Below are 18,164 nucleotides of genomic sequence, written 5' to 3'. Positions count from 1 at the left end.
ACTTCACAGGGAGCCGAGGAGGCGGGGAGCGAGAGACCGCGGGTAAGGAGAGCTGCTTCTCTTCTTCCTCCCCGCCTCCTCGCCTCCCTGTGAAAATTCTCCGGGTTTCAACACGATTGGTGTTCTAGAACTGACTCAGGAACGTCCACACTTCCTGAGGCATCCATGACATCTGCTGCCCGCCGTCGTTCGGCGACGGGGTATGACCGCCGTCGTAGTCACACCAGCGGGTGGGGTGCCCCGCGGAGCAGCCCTTGTAGTCCGAGCAGGCGTGGCCACCTCTGGGCGCCTTGGCCAGGGACTCCACCATGCATCCATTTTGCTTGGCGAAGAAATCGCTGTTGGAGGTCTGTCCGGCTCCGCCGCTCTCCTGCTGACCGAGCGAAGACATGAAGGCGACCGGCTGACAGCTCGCCGGCCGGGGGAGACCGCCGCCGGAGTGCACGACCGCGGCGCGGTAAACGTCCGGACGCGCGCAGGCCAGCGTCCACGCCATCGCCCCCCCCTGGCTGAAGCCTTCGAGCTCGATGCGCGAGGTGTCGATGCAGAGATCGCCCGTGACCTGCTTGAGGATGTCGTCGACGAAGGTCACATCGTCGGCTGACCAGATCCCGCCGACAGCGTCGGGCGCGATGAAGATGGTGCTCCCTTCGGAGAGCGACCAGAGCCCGAAATAGGAGGGCGCAACCTGGCCGCTGTTGCCCGTGGCCCCGTGGAAGGAGAGAATGAGCCGGTACGGGTGGTCGCTATCGTAATCGTCGGGGGCGCGCAGGGCGTATTTGCGGCTCTTTCCGCCGCTCTGCACGGTGCCAGCGCCGTTCTGGAGCGTGCGCATCTTGCCGCAGCCTGCGGACTTCACCGCGTCACCTCCACCTCCATCCCCGCCGGCCCCGCCTGTCCCGGCGCCGCCCGCGCCGCCCGCGCCGCCCATTCCACCCGAGCCCGCTCCACCGGCGCCGGCGGTCGCTCCGCCGCTACCGGCTGCTTCGCCGCTGCTCGTGCCACCGGAAGCGCTGCTCGACCCAGCGGTCACGCCGGTCGACGCCCCGCTGGCGGCTGACACGCTCGAGCTGCCCGCGCCCGCAGCTTGTGCCGCGTCGCCGCCCTCATCGCCGCACGCCAGCATCGCGACGCTCGAGAGCAAACAGAAGACATGGAAGCGCCTGACGGCTTTCTTTTCGTGGTGCACGATGCCCCTCTGGTTGCGTTGCGCCTGCGCGAAGCGCTCACTTGAGACCGACGACGGCGAACAGCGAGATTGGCAGACAGCGGTTGCCAGATGTTCCGCGCTTGGAGTGCGCCCTGATGTCATCCCAGCCGAGCCCGACCACTGCTCCTCCTTTCCCCCGGCATGCGCCTCGTCCGGAGCCATGACGCGACCGTCGAGGTGAACGCGCACGACGCAGGACCCGGTGCGCCTGGCGGCCCATCCAGGGGAAGGCAAAGGAATATTCGGAGTGCCGAATGTGAACGCTCACATAGTCGGCGTCAATCACAAACTGGTGTGGCGAGCGTCGACGATTCGTCGGCGAGCGCGAGCGCGAGGCCCGCGCCTGGCGGGGACCGGAGCTGGTGGCGCGGCGTGACCGCGCCTTCGAGCCTCATGCTCGCGTCGCTGACGGCACCCGCACCGACGCGTTGCGGCGCGGGCCTGCCGCGCCGACGCCGCTCGAGGGGCGAGCGGCGGCGGGTCCAGGGCGCTGCGGCGTGGTGGTCACGGCGGGAGAGCGCGCAGGCGACCGGCCTGCCCGCCGCGTCATGCTCACTCCATCGAGGCTCCGCACGCGTGTTGCGGCGCGCTGACGTAGGCCTGACCGAGCTCGTTGAGCTCGCCGTCGTCGCCGAGCAAGCTCGCGTGCCGGACGTTGTCGGCGCGGCCCGAGAACCACGCGTACTTCGCGATCCGGGGCTCGTTCTCGAGGTACGCCAGCGCGTCGACGAGGAACTCCTTCTGCTCGGCGAGGGAGCCCGCGCTGTCGCACGCGAACTCGGTGAGCCAGAGGGGCTTGTCGAACCTCGACTTGTACGTCTCGACGTGGTTGATGAGCCACTGAGCCTGGTTGTCGCCTTCTCCCTTGCAGCCGGTGTAGATGTGGATGCCGATGTAATCGACCCGGCATCCGCTGCACGCGGCGAAGAAGTCGTCCAGGTACTTGAAGGGATCGGTCTCCTGGCAATCGCCGCCGCAGAAGTTCACGGCCGGCGACACGAGCGCGAGGCCGCGCGCGTCGGCCACCGCCTCGACGTGCGGCCAGAGCGCCGCGGCTTCGGCCGCGGAGAGGTCGGCCTGCGCCCCGAAGTTCGGCTCGTTGAACCCCAGCAGGAACCTCGCCCCCTCGGGGATCTCGGAGGCGATGCGGCCGGCGGCGGCGCTGTCGAGGTTGCCCCCGCCCCACACCATCGGTACGTACTCGACGCCGAGCGTCCTGTAATAATCGGGCCGGACACCCTCGTCCGGAACATGAGTCCAGTTGTACCACCAGGACACTGCCGGGGAGAGGACATCCATGTCGGCCTTCGAGTGATAGCCATACGCGAGGCCGCGCTTGCAGCCCGCCGGCGCAGGGCCGCCGCTGCCGCTCGAGCTTGCGGCGCCGCTGCTGCTGCTCGAGCTGCCCGCGCCGGCGCCGCTCGAGCTTGCTGCGCCGCTGCTGCTCGAGCTGCCCGCGCCGGCGCCGCTCGAGCTTGCTGCGCCGCTGCTGCTCGAGCTGCCCGCGCCGGCGCCGCTCGACCCCGAGGACGCCTGTGCCTCGTCGTCGCTGCTCGCGCACGCCGGCACCGCGGCGAAGGACGCGATAGCGGCGATGTAGACCCACCGCACCGGAAGCTGACGGAGATTGTGCATGGTGTTCCTCGGTTTCATGGGGCTCACTCCGGCAGGCGCATCGAGATCATGGCGTCGATCGAGCCGCGCGAGAGCCCGCCCGGCAGATCGGGGAGCATCTCGGCCGCGGCGGAGGGGATCCTCTCGGGGTGGATGACCGCGACCTGGATCGTGCGCTGCGCCTCATCGAGCAGGATCATGAAGTAGCGATCGCCGCTGGGCCGGCGCCATGTCGGGCAGCCGTCCGAGGGCCCGCCGGCCTCGATGACGGGCCCCTTGTCGTAGGCCTTTTGCGCGCACGCATCGACCACCTCGACGTCCTCGGCGAACTCGTCGCGATCACAGCCTGTCCCGCAGACGCTGCCGCCGATGTGCCCCTCCTGGTACGAGCGGACACCGGTGCTCATGAACTCGCGGTTGCTGTACTCGTTGTTGTCCATCACGACCTCGAACACGTTGATCTCGCCGCAGCCGTCGCCGACGGTGCCCGTCTTCGAGTAGCAGTTGCAGAGCCCGTTCCACTTGCGGCCGCCGTCGCGAATGAGCTCGGACGCGACGAACGCGACCCACGGGCCGGGGTGGCCCTGCCCATCGCCGTCGCATTTCTCGACGCCCGCGTCGTCGAACGTCATCGACGCCAGGAAGACCACGAGCTTCGAGCCCGCCCAGCCGAGGTGCATGATGCCCGGATCGTCGGGACAGTAATAATCCTTGCCGTCACCGCACGCGAAGGGCTTGTCCTGCGTGAAGTACGTGACGCAGTCCTTCTTCGTGAGGTCGCCCGTGAAGTCGGCGGAGGTGGTCTGCCCTTCCGTGACGAGCAGATTGGAGCCTGCGCCGTTCTTCGCGTCCCACGACGAGACCATCTGCCATGCGGCAGGGTCGCTGCCGGGCTGGTAGACGGCGAGCTGCTTCACGCGGATGGCCTTCATGATGAGGGTCATCTCTTCATCGAACGGGGCGAGCCTGTCGCTCGTCGTCTGATGCTCGGTCATGCAGCAGTGCCCGCCCCAGGTGTCGTCGCCGTCCTTGTAGTCGCACGCCGGGTCGCCCGGCTCGCGATCGATGCGGCGGGGCCACCAGCCGGGCGCGCCGATGTTCGTGAACGTCATCGTCCCGCCGCGCGTGGGCGTGCTCGGCTCGGGGACGTGGGGGCCGAGACCGCCGCCGGCGCCCGTCGTGCTGGCGCCCGTCGTGCTGGCGGACGGGCCCACGCCGGCGCCCGTCGTGCTGGCGGACGAGCCTGCGCCGGCGCCTGTCGTACCGGTGGACGGACCTCCGCTCGCCTGGCCCCCCTGGCCGCCCTGGCCGCCGACATCACCTCCGTCACCGCAGGCGCACGCGAGGAGGACGAGGGCAGCCTGCACGATCAACGAGGAGCGCTTCATGCCCGTGACTGTCTCCGGAGCGCGCGCGTTCCGTGATGGAAAACGGAGGGGTCGGAAACGATTGGTCATCGAGAGGCCCACATGGGCGCCGCTCGGGCCCGACCCGAGCAGATCGAGCGCGGTCTCGCAAATCGGACCGACGGGCGGCGGAGACGGCAAAGTCGACTCCCGATATCTCCCGCGAGAGGGGCCATCCGGCGGTGGGGTACTTTGGCCGAAGGTGGGGTCTTTTGAACCGAGAGGACGCCATAAGACGCCAAGGGACGCCAAGAGACGCCAAAAATAAAAAACAAAAAAATGAATCTTGGCGTCTTATGGCGTCTCTTGGCGTCTTATGGCGTCCTCTCGGTCCCATCCTTCGGGCAGGGTGGGGTAAGTACCCCGCCACCGGCCATCCGCTCCACCCTGCCCGGCCAACGCGGCCCGACGGCGAGGCCCATCACACCGGACTCATCCGTGGCGCTGATTCGAGGACGTGCGATCGTCAGACGCGTCGTCTGCTAGAGTGCGCGCGGGAATATCGGTCTCGCGATCCACCCGGCTCGGGCAGTAGGGGGAAGTGAGGACGGAATTCTTGTGCTGTGAATTTTCTTGCTGAGCAGGAGGCCTATGAACCAGCATGTCCGACGCGCCCTTTCGGCGTTGCTTGCGGCGGTGTCAGTGAGCGTGGCAGTGCCGGTCCGGGCGGATGTGACCATCTCGGGCGATGTATTGCCCTCGAGCCCGTCGGACCCGTGGGACCTCGGGGAGAACCCTCTGCTGGTCGGCGGCACGATACGGAGCATGCCCCGCTCGGGGAGCGTGCGCGTCTTCAACAAGGGGAGGATGCTCAGCCCCGGCGCCATCATCGGCGGGCCTTACGAGGGCTCCGGCGCGGTCGAGGTGGTCGGGTACGGATCGCAGTGGACCAACAATGGCTCTCTCGCGATCGGCGCAGGCCACTTCGCCTGGGGCTCGCTCATCGTACGGACCGGCGCCAGGCTGATCACCGACGACCTCCTGGTCAGCGGGCCATACTTCCACGCCTACGGCGACGTGCTCGTCGAGGGGTACGACGCGACCCTGACGAGCCGAACCAACGCCTACATCGGTGACCTGTGGGGCGGCAAGATCGAGCTCCGAAAAGGAGCGAGCTTCTTCTCGCACAACGTCTATTTCGGCGCCAACGCCCTGCCGGACCCTTTCCGCCCGATCGAGGCGTTCATCACAGGCTCCGCGACGAGGTGGGTGAGCACGGGGGAGTTCGTCGTCGGCGCGGGCAGGGCCGCGCAGCTGTCCATCTACCGGGGCGAGCTCTCCACCGTGAACGCGCAGGTCCTCGGCAACGAGCTCGAGAACAGCGTTGTCCGCGTGAGCGGCTGGGGCGGCACCTGGACGAACGCGGGGCTGCTGTCGGTGGGGGGAGACGATGGAATCGGCGGGATCGCCCTTGGAGCGCTGGGGACCCTGGCCACGGAGGAGGCCGAGATCCGCTCGCGAGGCGGCGCGGCGTACGTCTACGTGACCGACGTCTATGCGTCGTGGATCAACAGCGGTGACGTCACGATCCTCGCGTCCACGGACTCGCCGGTCTATCCGGCGCTGCACATCGACGGGGGAGGATCCGTCCGCATCGGCGGCCTCCTCCGGCTCGCGCCGTTGCCCGGCGCTCCAGGCGGCCCGAGGTGGGCGGTGCGGCTCGCGGACGGCGAGCTCATTGCGGGAGAGATCGAGGTCCAGGCCGGCGACGTCATCGATTTCTACCGAGGGCGCCTCGAGACCAGCAGCTTCACGGGCGATCTCGCGAACCCCGCGCTCGGCACGCTGGTCGTGGGCGAAGTGTACCCCTCGACGAGCGTCGCGGGGAGCTACAGCCAGGGCTGGCTCGCGAGGCTGAGCGTGACCGTCGCCGGGCCGAGCGCCGCGCCGCTCCTGTTCGTGGACGGAGACGTGACCCTCGACGGGGCCCTGGAGATCCACGTGGAGGACGAGGCCATGCCCTTCCAGGCCGGCGAGACAGTCGCCGTGCTCGGCTGGAGCGGCGCCCTCCTGGGGACGTTCTCCGAGGTGAACATCGATGTGCCGCTCGCCCCCGGGCTCGTCTGGGACACCTCGGCGCTGTACACGACCGGCGAGATCGTCGTCGTGCCTGGTTGATCGCGGCCCGAGCCCGCCGCGGGGACGACCTGCGGCGAGACGGAGATGAGCCGCCAAACGGGTTGAAACCACAAGAAAGAGCAGGAATTTTCACAGGGAGGCAGGGAGGCGGGGAGCGAGAGACGGCAAGAGGGAGAGATTCATTTTCTTTTTCCTCCCCGCCTCCCCGTCTCCCTGTGAAAATTCTCCGGGTTTCAACGTGATCGGTGCTTTAGAAACGCCCTCGGACACCAGCCGACAGAACTCCCACCGTGAACTCCGCGTCGACCCCGGGATCCCTCGGCGGCGGCGCAGCGGGAGTGGCGGCGCCAAGGCCCTTCGGCTCGTCGAACGCGAAGAGCCCGAACCCCACGGCGGCGGCCAGGAGCGACACCCCGCCGGCGACGGCCGCCGCCGCGCCGAGACTGCCGCGCGCGTCGACCGCGGCGTTGTAGCGATCCCGCTCCGACGGCGTGAGAGAGTCCGCGTCCTTCCTGTCCCGCAGCTCGACCGCCTCGCTCTGGCTCGCGAGGGCGAGGCCCCCGAGCACGCCGGTCGCGACGGCGCCCGCGGCGCCGACGCCGAGCACCGTCCACGCGGCGACGCGGCGAGACGTCATGCGGAGATCGGCGTCGAGCCCCACGGCCTGCTCGCGCGTCACGCGGAGCTCTCGCCGGAAGAGCTCGTATCCAGGCAGCGAGACCTCGACCACATGAACCCCGGGCTCGATCGCGATCGCGCCCGCCGTCGGCACCGTTCCCCTCACCTGCCCGTCCACCGCGATGCGCGCGCCGCCCGTGCCGATCACCCGCAGCTGCGCCGGCTTCACGCGCAGCACGACGTGCCGCGGCATCAGCTCGCCGGCGACCGCGACGACCGTGAGCTCTTCGTCGTCGTGCCCCGCCGCCTGCACCCGCACGCGGTGCGGGCCAGGCGCGACCGGCGCCACGAGCGGCGCCGCGACGAACGGCTGGCCATCGACCGACACCCGGGCCCCCTCGGCTGGCGACGACAGCAAGAGCCGCGTCCCGCCCGCAGCCGGCCTCGCGGCCGCCGCGGCGCCGCCGCCCGCCGCCGTCGCGCCCTCGCCGCCCGCCGCCTCCGCACCCTCGCCGGGGAGCCGCGCCTCCAGCGGCACGAGCGACCCGAGGGCCGTCACCGCCTCCTCGCGGCGCGCCGCCTTCGGATCCTGGCGCAGGTACTCGCGGTAGAGGGCGATCGCGCGGCGCAGCGCGTCCGGCGACGGCTCCGTGAGGTACTGCCGCCGGAACGCCTGCGCCGCCGAGAACAGGAGCGACGGGCTCGGCACGCGCTCGTGCGCCTCCAGGAACGCCTCCGCGGCGACCTGGTACTGGCCCGCCTCGTAGGCCTGCGCGCCAGCGTTGAAGTAGCTCTCCGCCTGCGCCACCTGCTCGGGCGTCGGACGCGCGTCCGCCTGGGCCGCGGCGGGCGCCGCGGCGAGGCTCAGCGAGGCCCAGGCGAGCAACGGGCCGAAGCAACGCACCGCCGCCCTCATTGCAGCACCGGCTTGCCGCGGAACACCTTCAGGAACGCGGAGCTCATCCCCACCGCGAGATCGTCGACGCCATCCCCGTCGACGTCGCCCGCGACCAGCGCGACGAAATCGCTGCCGGCCTCCGGCGGAGGCCCGGGGAACGCGGTGTCGATGCGGCGCAGCGCCCGCGCGCCGGCGTCGAGATCGTAGAGCTCGAGCCGCCCGGGCCCGGCCACGGCGACCTCGAGCGCGACGTCGGCGTCGGCGTTGAGCAGCGCCACGGCGAGGCCCGCGCAGGCCCGGTCGCCCTCGCAAGGCTCCGGCGCGACGAGCGCCGTCTCGTCGAAGCCCCCGCCGGCGCGGCCCCAGAGCGCGACGATCTCGCCGCTCGCCGCGCGGGCGAGGAGATCCTGTTGCCCGTCGCCGTCCAGATCCGCGACGAGCGGGCGCGGCGCGTACTTCGGCGGGTTCACGTCCTCCACGATGGCCTTGAACACGTGCGCCGTCTCCTGCCGGGCCGTCTCGACCAGCTTCTCGCCGTCGGCCGCGTACAGCGCGAGCTCGCCGTCGTTGAGCCACACGAGCTCGTCCCGGCGGTCGCCGTCGGTGTCGATCGGCGCGAGCACGCACGCCTGGCACGGCGGCGCCCCCTCGCCGGGCCGGCCGGACGCCTCGGCGCGCAGGTTGTCCCCCTCCGGTGAGACCGAGATCAGCCAGATCTGCGTGCCTTCGGGCACGGGACCGGGCGCGCCCTCGACGGCGAGCTCCGTGATCGCGGCGAGGCGCTGCTGGGGTTCGCCGTCGGCCCCGACGGCGAACATGCCGCCCGCGACGCCGAGGAGCCGCACGGGCAGGATGGAGCTCGGCGCGCCAGGACCAGGCGGCATGCCACCCGGCGCTCCGGGAGGCGCGGCGAAGTAGAACGGCGCGCGGATGAGGCGATCACGGCCCCCCTCGATGAGCGCCAGCCCGGAGCCGGAGCCCACCGGCGCGTCGGGCGGCCGCGGGAGACCGCGCAGGGCGAAGAGCTGCGCGCCCGTGGCCTCCTGGAGCACGCGGCCCGCGACGAGGCCGCTGGCGAGATCGAGGCGGCCGTGCCCGGCCGGCGCGGAGGGCGCGGCGAAGGCGTTGCCGTAGGCGATGTCGAGCCGGGTCGAGGGCTGCGGCGACGACGGCCGCGCCTGCTGGTCGAAGTAGGCGATGTCGTTCACCCGATCGCCGTCGAAGTCGCCGACGGCGAGGTAGTGGGGCGGGCACTGCGTCGCGACGCGCTGCGTGTAGAACGCGCCGTCCGAGGCGCCGGTGTACACCGTGATGTCGGGCCGCTGCGTCTCGGTGGCGACGATATCGAGGTGGCCGTCGGCGTTCACGTCGGCGGCGATCGCCTCGCACCCTCCGCCGATCGAGCCGCAGACCGGAGACTGGAACGGCGCGCTGGGGCGGCAGTCGAGCGGCACGAGCTCTGGCCCGGGACGGTCTTCGTCGAACTCGCCGGCGACGAAGATCCGGTCCGGATCGGCGAGCGCGGCCTCGAGCTCCGCGTCGTCGAGCGAGAGCGCGCCCGTGCGCTGGTCGGGCGAGCCGCCGGGCGGAAGGCCCGGCGTCGAGTGGAAGCGCCCGTCGCCGAGGCCGTACGCGACGTGAAGCTCGCCGCGGTCGGCGCGGACGGCGTTCACGACGATGTCGAGGAAGCCGTCGCGGTTCTGATCGTGCACGGCGAGCGACGCGTTGACGTCGCGGATCCTCGCGCCGCCGCCGAGCTGCACCTCGGGCAGCGCCGCGAGCGCGCTCGAGCCCGCGGGGCCGCAGACGGCGTAGATGCGGATCCGATCGTCGCCCCGCTTCGCCACGATCGCCTCGTCGCAGGCCTCCGGGTCCGCCGCGGCGTCTCCGTCCAGATCGGCGGCGACAGCGGCCGCGATGTCGCCGGGGGCCACGACGTCGCCGTCGAGCGTCTGCGGCGTCGCGGCCGGGTCCGACATCACCGCGATACGGCCGGGGCCGCCGCTCGCCGGCGGCTCGCCGCCCGTACCGCCGCCGCTCGATCCCCCCATCGCGGCGGCTGCTCCGAGGAAGATCAGCGCGGCGTCGCGGCCGCGCAGCCGCGCCGACAGGAGGCGCGCGGCCTCGCTGTCGAGGCGCGTCGTCGCGTAGAGCGTGGGCGCCATGGCCCCGCTCTCCGAGGCGGAGAACACGAAGAGGCCGTTCGCGGCGCCCCCCGGCGCGGAGACCACGTCCCCGCGGCCGGCGACGATGAGCTCCAGCTGGCCGTCGCTCGTGAGGTCGCGCAGGATCGGAGCGGGCGACGTCTCCTCGCTCGACGGCGCCCGGGCGATCGGGAGCGCCTGCTCCGCCTGCGCGCACAGCCCAGGCGCCTGGCTGGGGAGCGCCGTGATCGTCGTGCTCTCGAGCGTCGTGTGCACGAGCTCGTCACAGCCGTCGGCGTTGATGTCGCCGGCCGAGAGCTCCATCGCCGTGACCATGGTGCGCGCCGAGAGCTCCTCGAACACGCCCGTGGGGTGCCGGCAGACGCCGTCCGCGCCGCACCCGTAGCCGCCGGGGCACACGAACCCTTCGGCGCCCCCGCAGAGGTAGCGGCACTGGTGCGCGCTCCCGGGCGCGCCGCAGCCTTCCTGCCCGTCGCAGGCCTCGTCCGGCGCCTCGACGACGCGGTTGCCGCAGACGTCCTCCTCGAGCAGCGAGAGGTTCGCGCAGCCCGCCGCCGCGATCGCCAGGACGATCGACGCTCCGTGAGATGCCTTCATGGTCAGGGTGCTCCGCGGAGGCTGTCGAACGCCGGCTTCTCCAGATCGGTGTGGTGCTTGCGCGGTCGGGTCCCCCGGACGCCCGAGGGCGCCGCGGTGGACGCCGCGCTGGCCGCCCCGGCGACCGGCGCGGTCGGCGCCGGTCCCCCCACGGCGGCTCCCGGAGCCGCCTGGGCACCGGGGGCCGCGGCGCTCGCGACGGGCGGCGCGCCCGAAGCATCCACGGCGCCGGAGGGCGCGCCGGCGGCGCCCGCGCCGGCCAGCGGCGCGCCGAGGGGGCCCTGGGTGCCGGACGGCCCGCCGGTGGCGTCTGCAGCGCCAAGCGGCGCGCCCGTGGCCGCTGTCGGGGCGGCATCGCGGGTCGAGGCAGCGTCGCCGCCAGGGCGGAGCCACGCGATCGCCCCGGCCACCGCGCCGCCGAGGAGCAGCACCGCGAGCATCCCTGCGCGGCGGGCGCTGGTCCTCGACGCCCGAACAGGCTCGGCGAGCGGGGCGAACGCCACCGTCCGGCCGATCTCGGCGGGCGCCACCGAGCCCGGCGGCATGGGCTGCGTGCGCCCTGCCGCGACGGCCCCGCTCTCGCCAGGGCTGCGCAGCGTGCCGGAGGAGCCGCCGTTCCCGGAGGCGCCGCTCCGGGACGCGCCGCCCCCGTCAGCGCCGCCGCCCTCCTCCGGATCGAGCGCGTCCACCACGTCGGTCGCCGCCTCGGAGCTGACGTCCTGCGAGCCGACGGACACCACGCGCGCGCTGCTCCTGGGCCGCGCGGCGCCCGTGCTGTCGAGCCCCTCGAGGCCGAGCTTGCGCACCTGCTCGATGAACGCCTGGACCGCCGCCCCAGCGGACGGCGGGCGATCCTCGGCGCGCTTCGCCAGCATCGCCGTCACCGGGGCGTCGAGCTCGGGCGGGAGGTCCGCGCAGACCTCCGACGCGCGCGGCGGCGGGTGGAGGAGGTGCATCATCATCACGTCCATCATCGACTCGCCCTGGAAGACGAGCGTCCCCGTGAGCACCTCGTGGGCGATCACGCCGAGGGCGTAGATGTCCGAGCGAGGGTCGACGCCCTTGCCGCGGACCTGCTCGGGCGACATGTACGCGGGCGTCCCGACGGCGACCCCCGTGGCCGTCTTGTGGGCGAGCGCCTCGTCGGCGAGCTTCGCCACGCCGAAATCGAGCAGCTTGGGGAAGTAGCGGCCGCCCTTCTCGATCGCCACGAAGATGTTCTCGGGCTTCAGATCGCGGTGCGTGATCCCCGCCGCGTGCGCGGCGTCGAGCGCGTCGGCGATGCCCTCGAGGATGGGGACGGCGCGGCCCGGCGAGAGGCGCCCCTCGCGCCGGATCAGCGCGCCGAGCGTGAGCCCGTCGAGCAGCTCCATGACGAAGTAGTGCCGCCCGTCGACGACGCCGAAGGAGAAGATGTCGATGATGTTGCGGTGCCGGATGCGGTTCACCGCGCGCGCCTCGCCGACGAAGCGCGAGACGACGGTCGGATCGGACGCGAACCGCCGGTTCAGCACCTTGATCGCGACCCGCTTGCCGATGAGGGGTTGCTCTCCCGCGTAGACGTCGCCGAACGTCCCCGCCCCGAGCAGCCGCTCGACGCGGTACTCGCCGAGCATCGTGCCCGGCGCCAGCTGCGCGTCCTCCTCGAGGAAGGCCTCGTCCGGCAGCAGCGCGTCCCCGTGCTCCGGACAGGTCGCCACATCCTGCGGATAGACCGAGCGACACGCGGGGCAGGTGGCCATCGACCGTCACGCCAGTCTAGGAGCCATCGGCAATCATGAACAGCGCGGCGACGCGCGGCGAAGCGCGCGCCCGCGCGGGCCCGGCTCGCTCGCACCGCCGGGCGACCACGGCGCTAGGGTGAGCCCGTCGCGCGCGGCGCTCGATCTGGCGGCGGCTCACGCTAGCTTCCGGGCCGAGCCCCCCTGCTCCGGTCCGACCCATGCGCCCCTCTCTCCTGGTCCTCGCGCGCCACGGCCACACCGCCGGTAACGGCGCCGGCCCCGCGACGCCGATGAGCGGGTGGACCGACACGCCGCTCGACGCGCGAGGGCGTGAGGAGGCCGAGGCGCTGCGCCGCCGCCTCGCCGGAGGCCCGGCGTTCGACGCCGTGTATTCCAGCCCGCTGAGCCGCGCGCTCGAGACGGCGCGGATCGCGGCCGGCGCGTGGGGCCCGGTCCGCCCCCGCGACGGGCTGCGCGAGATCGGCTGCGGCGACGTGGACGGCCTCCCGATCGAGGAGGTCAAGGCGCGCCACGCCCCGCTCTGGGAGGCGCACCTGCGCCAGGCCGACGACGATTTCCGCTGGCCAGGCGGGGAGAGCTACCGCGAGCTCCGCGCGCGCTGCCTCGCGACGATCGCGGCGATCGCCGCGGCGCACCCGGGGCAGCGCGTGCTCGTGGTCACGCACGCGGGCGTCATCGGCCAGATCCTCGGGGCGCTGCACGGCGTCCCGCCCGCGCGCTGGGAGCCGTTCCGACCGGGCAACGCCAGCCTCACGTCGCTCTCGTGGCAGGGCGAGCGCGGCGTCCTCTTGCGCTTCGACGACCGCGAGCACCGCAGCTCCAGCACGCGTCGGCCCGGCGGATGACGCGCAGCCAGTCCGCCGCGTTCCGTGCCGCGGCCTCGAGCGCGCCGGGCGCGCTCGCGCCGCAGGCCACCGCGAGGTGGTGCCCGAGCGCGCCCGCGAGCGCGTTGGACGCCGCCGCGAACCAGTAGACGTCGCGCAGCGGCCGGGTCAGCGCGGGGGCGAGCCCGCGCGCCGCGAGGTAGCCGGCGAGCAACGTGTCGTGGCGGCGCCGCGCCTCCGGCTCCCAGTACCCGAGGGCCTGGAGCCACGAGCTCACGTCCTCCAGCGGCGAGCCGATCCGCGCGCGCGCCCAGTCGAGCAGCACCGGCTCCACGACGCCGTCGCGCCGGCGGACCATGACGTTGCCCGGGTGCACGTCGCCGTGGATCACCGCGCGGCCGAGCGGCTGGAACGCGAGGAGCTCGCGGCGCATCGCGGGCAGCGCCGAGACGACCCGCCGCAGGGCGGGCAGCGTCCGGGCGAGCGCCGGGATCTCGCCGCGGGGCAGGCGCTCGGCCAGCGAGAGCGTATCGCGCGCCCTGGCCAGGTTCTCGGCCTCGTAGTCCCAGGCCGGCAGCGCGGCGCCCTGCGCCGTCTCCTCGTGGAGGCGCGCCAGCCGATCGAGCACCCGGGCCGTGTGCGCGCTGTCGGCCCAGGGCCAGGCGTGCGCCGGCTCGATCCGCTCGAGGTAGAGCAGCCAGCGCCCGCGCCCGAGCCGCTCCGCGCCGAGCAGCTCGGGCGAGAAGCGCCGCCCGACGGACCTCGAGAGCCGCCGGTAGACGGCCGCCTCGCGCGCGGCGGTGCCGTGCACGAGCTTGGCCACGAGCGTGACCCGGCGAGCCCGCGCGCCGCCGCGCAGCCGCGCGGTGACGAGCGCGACCTCCGAGCAGAGCCCGCCGGGGAGCGGGCGAATCTCGATGGCCGAGTCGCAGACCGCATCGCCGTGGCGCGCGACCAGAAAGGCCGTCACCGCGGCGCGATCCAGGGCATCTCGCGTCATCCGCCGCCTCCCGGCCCCACGATGCGCCGAGGCCAGCTCACGATCCACCCTGCGCCTCGAATCCGCTCCATGCGCCTGGCCGCGCCGGAGCGGCGGCGCCCGATCGCCCCGGAGCGAGGCGCCCGGCCCGGCGCGCCCGTTCGCGCTGGATCCGGTCGCCTGAACGAGTATTCTCCCGCGCGGGTGTCGCGGCCGTGGAGCGCCGCGACAGGTCTTCTTGGGATGGTCGGGCCGCCTTCCCCCCTCGCGCGACGTCGCTCGCGCCTCGGTGGTTCATTGCGTCGATCCCCCTCTCAGGAGCTTGCCCCCGGAACCTGGGCCCCCGCGCGCCGCATCGCCGAGCGCGTTCTCGGCCCGATCGAGCGCTTCATGCACGTCGAGGCCGCCAGCGGGATCGTCCTGCTGATCGCGTCCGCCGTCGCCCTTGCGTGGGCGAACTCGCCGTGGGGCGACGCCTACGAGCACCTCTGGCACGTCCCGATCACGCTCAGCGCGGGCTCGCTGGCGTTCACGCAGCCCCTCCACTTCTGGATCAACGAGGGGCTGATGACGATCTTCTTCTTCGTCGTCGGCCTGGAGATCCGGCGGGAGATCCACGAGGGGGAGCTCTCGGATCTCAAGCGCGCGGCGCTGCCGGTCGCCGCGGCGGTGGGCGGCATGATCGCGCCCGCGCTCCTCTACCTGTCGCTCAACGCCTCGCCGGTCTCGCGGCACGGCTGGGGCGTCCCCATGGCGACCGACATCGCGTTCGCGGTGGGCGTCCTGGCGTTGCTCGGCAAGCGCGTGCCCCCTGCCCTGCGCGTGCTCCTCCTCGCGCTCGCCATCATCGACGACATCGGCGCCATCATCGTCATCGCGCTGTTCTACTCGTCGGGCGTCGCGTGGAGCGGCCTGCTCGTCGCGGCCGGCGGGGGGCTTGCGGTGCTGCTGCTCCAGCGCTTCGGCGTCCGCTCTCCCGCCGCCTACGTGGCCCCAGGCGCGATCGTCTGGTGGGGCATGCTCCGCGCCGGCGTCCACCCCACGATCGCCGGCGTCGCCATCGGGCTCCTGACGCCGGTGCGCTCCTGGTTCGGCACCGAGGGGTTCGTCGCCGCGGCGCGCGACGCGGTGGACAGGGTCGCCGCGCTGAACGAGCGCGACGGCCACCGCGCGGACGAGCTGCTCAAGCCCCTCGGGCGGATCCGGCAGGCCCAGCGTGAAGCGCTGCCGCCCGTGGTCCGGCTCCAGGCGGCGCTCCACCCGTGGGTCGCGTACGGCATCATGCCGCTGTTCGCCTTCGCCAACGCCGGCGTCCGCATCGATGCTTCCTCGCTCGGCCACCCGGCCTCGGGGACGATCCTGCTCGGGGTCACGCTCGGCCTGGTCGTCGGCAAGCCGCTCGGCGTCTTCCTCGCGAGCTTCGCGATGGTCCGGCTCGGCGTCTGCGCCTTGCCGCGCGGCGTCGGCTGGCGCGGGATCGCGGTCGTGGGCTGCGTCGCGGGCATCGGCTTCACGATGGCGATCTTCATCGCGGGCCTCGCGTTCGGCGACGCCGCGATGCTGGCCGCGGCGAAGCTGGGCGTCCTGCTCGCCTCGGGCGTGGCGGCCGTGGTGGGGCTCCTCGTCGGCAGGCTCGTGCTGTCCGGAACGCCGGTGCCCGGCGCGGCGCTGACGCTCGAGGAGGCCGAGGGGTCGACGGAGCAGTAGCCGCCGCCCGCGGCCGCCCGCGCGGCGGGCCTCAGCGGATTCTACCGCGCGTTCCTGTCAGCTGACCGGCCCTGTCCCACGAGCCGCGGTTCGGCGGCCCCTGGGGAACGGGCGCGCCGCGCCTCACCAGCGCGCCGCGGCCTGCTCCGCCGCCTGTCTGGCCTGCGCGACCGCCGGCGCGGCGATGCCGCGAAACCGCTCGACCACCGCCGCGGGCGCGGACTCGGGCGTACCCGCCTGGAACGGCGGGTCGGGGGCGTACTCGATCGCGAGCTGCGCCAGCTGCGCGGCCTCCTCGCCCTGCAGCTTGGCGGCGATCCGGAGGCCGAAATCGATGCCTGACGTCACGCCGCCTCCCGTGATGCGGTTGCGGTCCTCGACATACCGCGCGTCGACCGGCTCGGCCGCCAGGAGGGGCAGCACCTCGCGCATGGCCCAGTGCGTGGTCGCACGGTAGCCGCGGAGCAGCCCTGCAGAGCCGAGCACGAGCGACCCCGTGCAAACGCTCGTCACGTAGCTCGCCTGCTCCGCGCGCGCCGCGAGGAAATCGAGCACCTCGCCGTCCTTCATCACGGCGATCGTGCCCTCCACGCCGCCCGGCACGAAGAGGATCTCGAGCTCGTCGGGACAGGTGTCGAAGGTCGCCGTGGGAAGGAGGGTGATCCCCGTATCCGTCGTCACGGGGTCGAGCGTCTTCCACACGAGGTGTATCTGCGCATCTTGAAACGTACTGAACACGGCCTGAGGACCGATGAGGTCAAGCGCGGTGAAGGCCGGGTAAATCAGCATGGCGATATGCTTCATCGGGGAGCTCTCTCCTCCAGGTGTCGTGGGCGATTGCCGGGGACCGGCGTCGTCTTGCGCGCACCCGCCGAGCGTTTGCAGGGTGGCGAGCGCGGCGCTCGCGGCGGCGAGATCCAGGATCTGTCGTCGTCTCATGCGGCCTGCGTAGGCGCTTCCGTGCGGCGCGACCATGCGACACGTTGTCCTGCGGCGCGTTGTCCTGCGGCGCGATGTCGCATGGGCGGGAACGCCCCGGGGGAGCAGGCGCGCTCGATGGTGGCGCGGTACTTTGGACGAACGTGCGAAAGCTCGGAGGAGCGCCAGGGCGCCAAGAAACATGAATGTTTTTTTCGCACTTGGCTTACCAGCGATCGCATCCGCCGCGGCCCTGTCTGAGGTACATGCCGCGCCACCCGCTCGATTCCAGAAGAACGAAGGAGACGCGTGGGTGACCGGGAAGCTCACGAGCCGTGCTGCCTCTGCCTCCTTCACCCGGGCGAGCAACGCCGCACGTGCCGACTGGGAGCAGACGGCTACGCGCGAGGAGGCGTGGCGCGGCGATCCGAAGATTGACGCGATCCGTGGCGTCACGTAGATTCATGAAATGACTATTCTTTTCAATTCGGCGCAGGGACGATCCGCGCGCGCAGAGGCGCCATGAAGACACGGGATGGCGTGCTCCCGGGCGGGATCCCCTATGTGGCCGCCGGCGAGGGGCCGCCGCTCGTGGTGTTTCCAGGGTTTGCTCCCAGGAACGAGAACCCCCAGGGGCTCGAGCGCGCGCTCTCGTTCGGGGCGTTCGGTGAGCTGCGGTCTCGGTACACGATCTATCAGCTCGCGCGACGGCCCGGGGTCGCCGAGGGCGCCACCGTGGAGGACTTTGCCAACGACTATGCCACGGCGATCCGGGCGACGTTTGGCGGTCCCGTGAAGGTCGTCGGCGTGTCGACGGGCGGGGCTGCGGCGCTGCGCCTCGCCGCTGATCATCCGGATCTCGTCGAGCGCTTCGTCGTGGCAGGGGCGGCCCACACATTCACACCCGAGAGCCGTGCAGCGATGCAGGAGTGGCTCGACCGCGCCAGACAAAGGCGTTTCCCGATGCAGGCGATGACGATCGTGCTCACCACGTCTCCATGGTGGCGGCCGCTCGCGCGCGCCGCCCTGTTCCTGCTCAACGACCTCCCCGATCGCGGCAAGGACCTCTCCGACGGCATCGCCACGTGCCAGGCGTTGATGCGCTTCGACTGCTCCGATCGAATGCCCGACATCCGCGCTCCGATGCTGCTCATCGTTGGCGAGCGCGATGGCTTCGTCTCACCCGCGATCCGCGAGGCCACGATCCGCGGCGTCGCAGGCTCACGACTGGCCGTCTACGAGCGACGCGGGCACGCAGGCATCCTGCGCGACAAGCGATTTGCACGCGATCTCGGTGCGTTCTTCGGTCGCGACGCCGAAGACACGTAGGACGAGCCCACGAGCCCGAGCGAGGCGATGCCCATGGCGAGGAAGAGCTGGAGGCCGGTCGTGGACAGCGCCGCG

At 72.4% G+C, this 18,164-nt stretch carries 12 protein-coding genes and 1 pseudogene; 5 read left to right on the top strand and 8 right to left on the bottom strand.

What is annotated here, in order from left to right; translation table 11 throughout:
- Positions 1–124: 124 nt before the first annotated feature.
- Positions 125–1,189, bottom strand: a complete 1,065-nt coding sequence (locus WME97_RS18050) for an alpha/beta hydrolase family esterase (protein ID WP_437553284.1) — start codon at positions 1,187–1,189, stop codon at positions 125–127.
- Positions 1,190–1,762: 573 nt separating this feature from the next.
- Positions 1,763–2,530 (bottom strand): annotated as a pseudogene (locus tag WME97_RS18045) (glycoside hydrolase family protein); the annotation flags it as partial.
- Positions 2,531–2,546: 16 nt separating this feature from the next.
- Here WME97_RS18045 and WME97_RS18040 point away from each other — a divergent pair.
- On the top strand, positions 2,547–2,810 hold the full coding sequence (locus tag WME97_RS18040) for a hypothetical protein (RefSeq protein ID WP_437555714.1): 264 nt from the start codon (positions 2,547–2,549) through the stop codon (positions 2,808–2,810).
- Positions 2,811–2,868: 58 nt separating this feature from the next.
- On the opposite strand, the gene WME97_RS18035 is transcribed toward WME97_RS18040, so the two are convergent.
- Complete coding sequence (locus WME97_RS18035; protein WP_437553282.1) at positions 2,869–4,212, bottom strand: DUF2403 domain-containing lipoprotein; 1,344 nt, start codon at positions 4,210–4,212, stop codon at positions 2,869–2,871.
- 783 nt (positions 4,213–4,995) lie between these two features.
- Between WME97_RS18035 and WME97_RS18030 the strand changes: the two genes are divergently transcribed.
- A complete protein-coding gene (locus tag WME97_RS18030) occupies positions 4,996–6,348 on the top strand; it encodes a hypothetical protein (RefSeq protein ID WP_437553280.1) in 1,353 nt (450 codons plus the stop codon).
- A gap of 211 nt (positions 6,349–6,559) precedes the next feature.
- On the opposite strand, the gene WME97_RS18025 is transcribed toward WME97_RS18030, so the two are convergent.
- The 3 genes from WME97_RS18025 to WME97_RS18015 are packed head-to-tail and all read right to left on the bottom strand — an operon-like array spanning position 6,560 to position 12,287.
- Complete coding sequence (locus tag WME97_RS18025; protein WP_437553278.1) at positions 6,560–7,831, bottom strand: PEGA domain-containing protein; 1,272 nt, start codon at positions 7,829–7,831, stop codon at positions 6,560–6,562.
- Between the two features lie 8 nt (positions 7,832–7,839).
- Entirely contained in the window at positions 7,840–10,587 is a 2,748-nt protein-coding gene (locus tag WME97_RS18020) for an FG-GAP repeat domain-containing protein (protein ID WP_437553276.1), read from the bottom strand.
- A 2-nt stretch (positions 10,588–10,589) separates the two neighbouring features.
- The gene (locus tag WME97_RS18015; protein ID WP_437553274.1) at positions 10,590–12,287 is read right to left on the bottom strand and encodes a serine/threonine-protein kinase; all 1,698 of its coding nucleotides are present in this window, start codon (positions 12,285–12,287) and stop codon (positions 10,590–10,592) included.
- 242 nt (positions 12,288–12,529) lie between these two features.
- Between WME97_RS18015 and WME97_RS18010 the strand changes: the two genes are divergently transcribed.
- Positions 12,530–13,177, top strand: a complete 648-nt coding sequence (locus WME97_RS18010; protein ID WP_437553272.1) for a histidine phosphatase family protein — start codon at positions 12,530–12,532, stop codon at positions 13,175–13,177.
- Here the strand turns inward: WME97_RS18010 and WME97_RS18005 are convergent.
- Positions 13,083–14,156, bottom strand: a complete 1,074-nt coding sequence (locus WME97_RS18005; protein ID WP_437553270.1) for a phosphotransferase family protein — start codon at positions 14,154–14,156, stop codon at positions 13,083–13,085. The genes WME97_RS18010 and WME97_RS18005 overlap by 95 nt on opposite strands.
- 276 nt (positions 14,157–14,432) lie before the next feature.
- On the opposite strand from WME97_RS18005, the gene nhaA reads away from it, so the two are divergent.
- Positions 14,433–15,842: a Na+/H+ antiporter NhaA gene (nhaA, locus tag WME97_RS18000; RefSeq protein ID WP_437553268.1), complete on the top strand. Its 1,410-nt coding sequence runs from the start codon at positions 14,433–14,435 to the stop codon at positions 15,840–15,842.
- Positions 15,843–15,965: 123 nt separating this feature from the next.
- On the opposite strand, the gene WME97_RS17995 is transcribed toward nhaA, so the two are convergent.
- Positions 15,966–16,781 carry a DJ-1/PfpI family protein gene (locus WME97_RS17995; protein ID WP_437553266.1) on the bottom strand — a complete coding sequence of 272 codons (816 nt, stop codon included), beginning with the start codon at positions 16,779–16,781 and terminating at the stop codon, positions 15,966–15,968.
- Between the two features lie 501 nt (positions 16,782–17,282).
- Between WME97_RS17995 and WME97_RS17990 the strand changes: the two genes are divergently transcribed.
- Positions 17,283–18,089 (top strand): alpha/beta fold hydrolase, encoded by an 807-nt coding sequence (locus WME97_RS17990; RefSeq protein ID WP_437553264.1) that lies wholly within the window; start codon positions 17,283–17,285, stop codon positions 18,087–18,089.
- Positions 18,090–18,164: the final 75 nt, after the last annotated feature.

The sequence above is a fragment of the Sorangium sp. So ce367 genome (assembly GCF_051520455.1).
Lineage (GTDB): Bacteria > Myxococcota_A > Polyangia > Polyangiales > Polyangiaceae > Sorangium > Sorangium cellulosum_B.
This window is presented reverse-complemented; position numbering and strand designations above follow the sequence as displayed.

Excerpts from the sequence above, each read along its gene's own strand:
- WME97_RS18010 (WP_437553272.1), top strand. The coding sequence starts at position 12,530 with ATGCGCCCCTCTCTCCTGGTCCTCGCGCGCCACGGCCACACCGCCGGT.
- WME97_RS18005 (WP_437553270.1), bottom strand. The coding sequence starts at position 14,156 with ATGACGCGAGATGCCCTGGATCGCGCCGCGGTGACGGCCTTTCTGGTC.
- WME97_RS17995 (WP_437553266.1), bottom strand. The coding sequence starts at position 16,781 with ATGAGACGACGACAGATCCTGGATCTCGCCGCCGCGAGCGCCGCGCTC.
- WME97_RS17990 (WP_437553264.1), top strand. The coding sequence starts at position 17,283 with ATGAAGACACGGGATGGCGTGCTCCCGGGCGGGATCCCCTATGTGGCC.
- WME97_RS18020 (WP_437553276.1), bottom strand. The coding sequence starts at position 10,587 with ATGAAGGCATCTCACGGAGCGTCGATCGTCCTGGCGATCGCGGCGGCG.
- WME97_RS18030 (WP_437553280.1), top strand. The coding sequence starts at position 4,996 with ATGCCCCGCTCGGGGAGCGTGCGCGTCTTCAACAAGGGGAGGATGCTC.
- WME97_RS18035 (WP_437553282.1), bottom strand. The coding sequence starts at position 4,212 with ATGAAGCGCTCCTCGTTGATCGTGCAGGCTGCCCTCGTCCTCCTCGCG.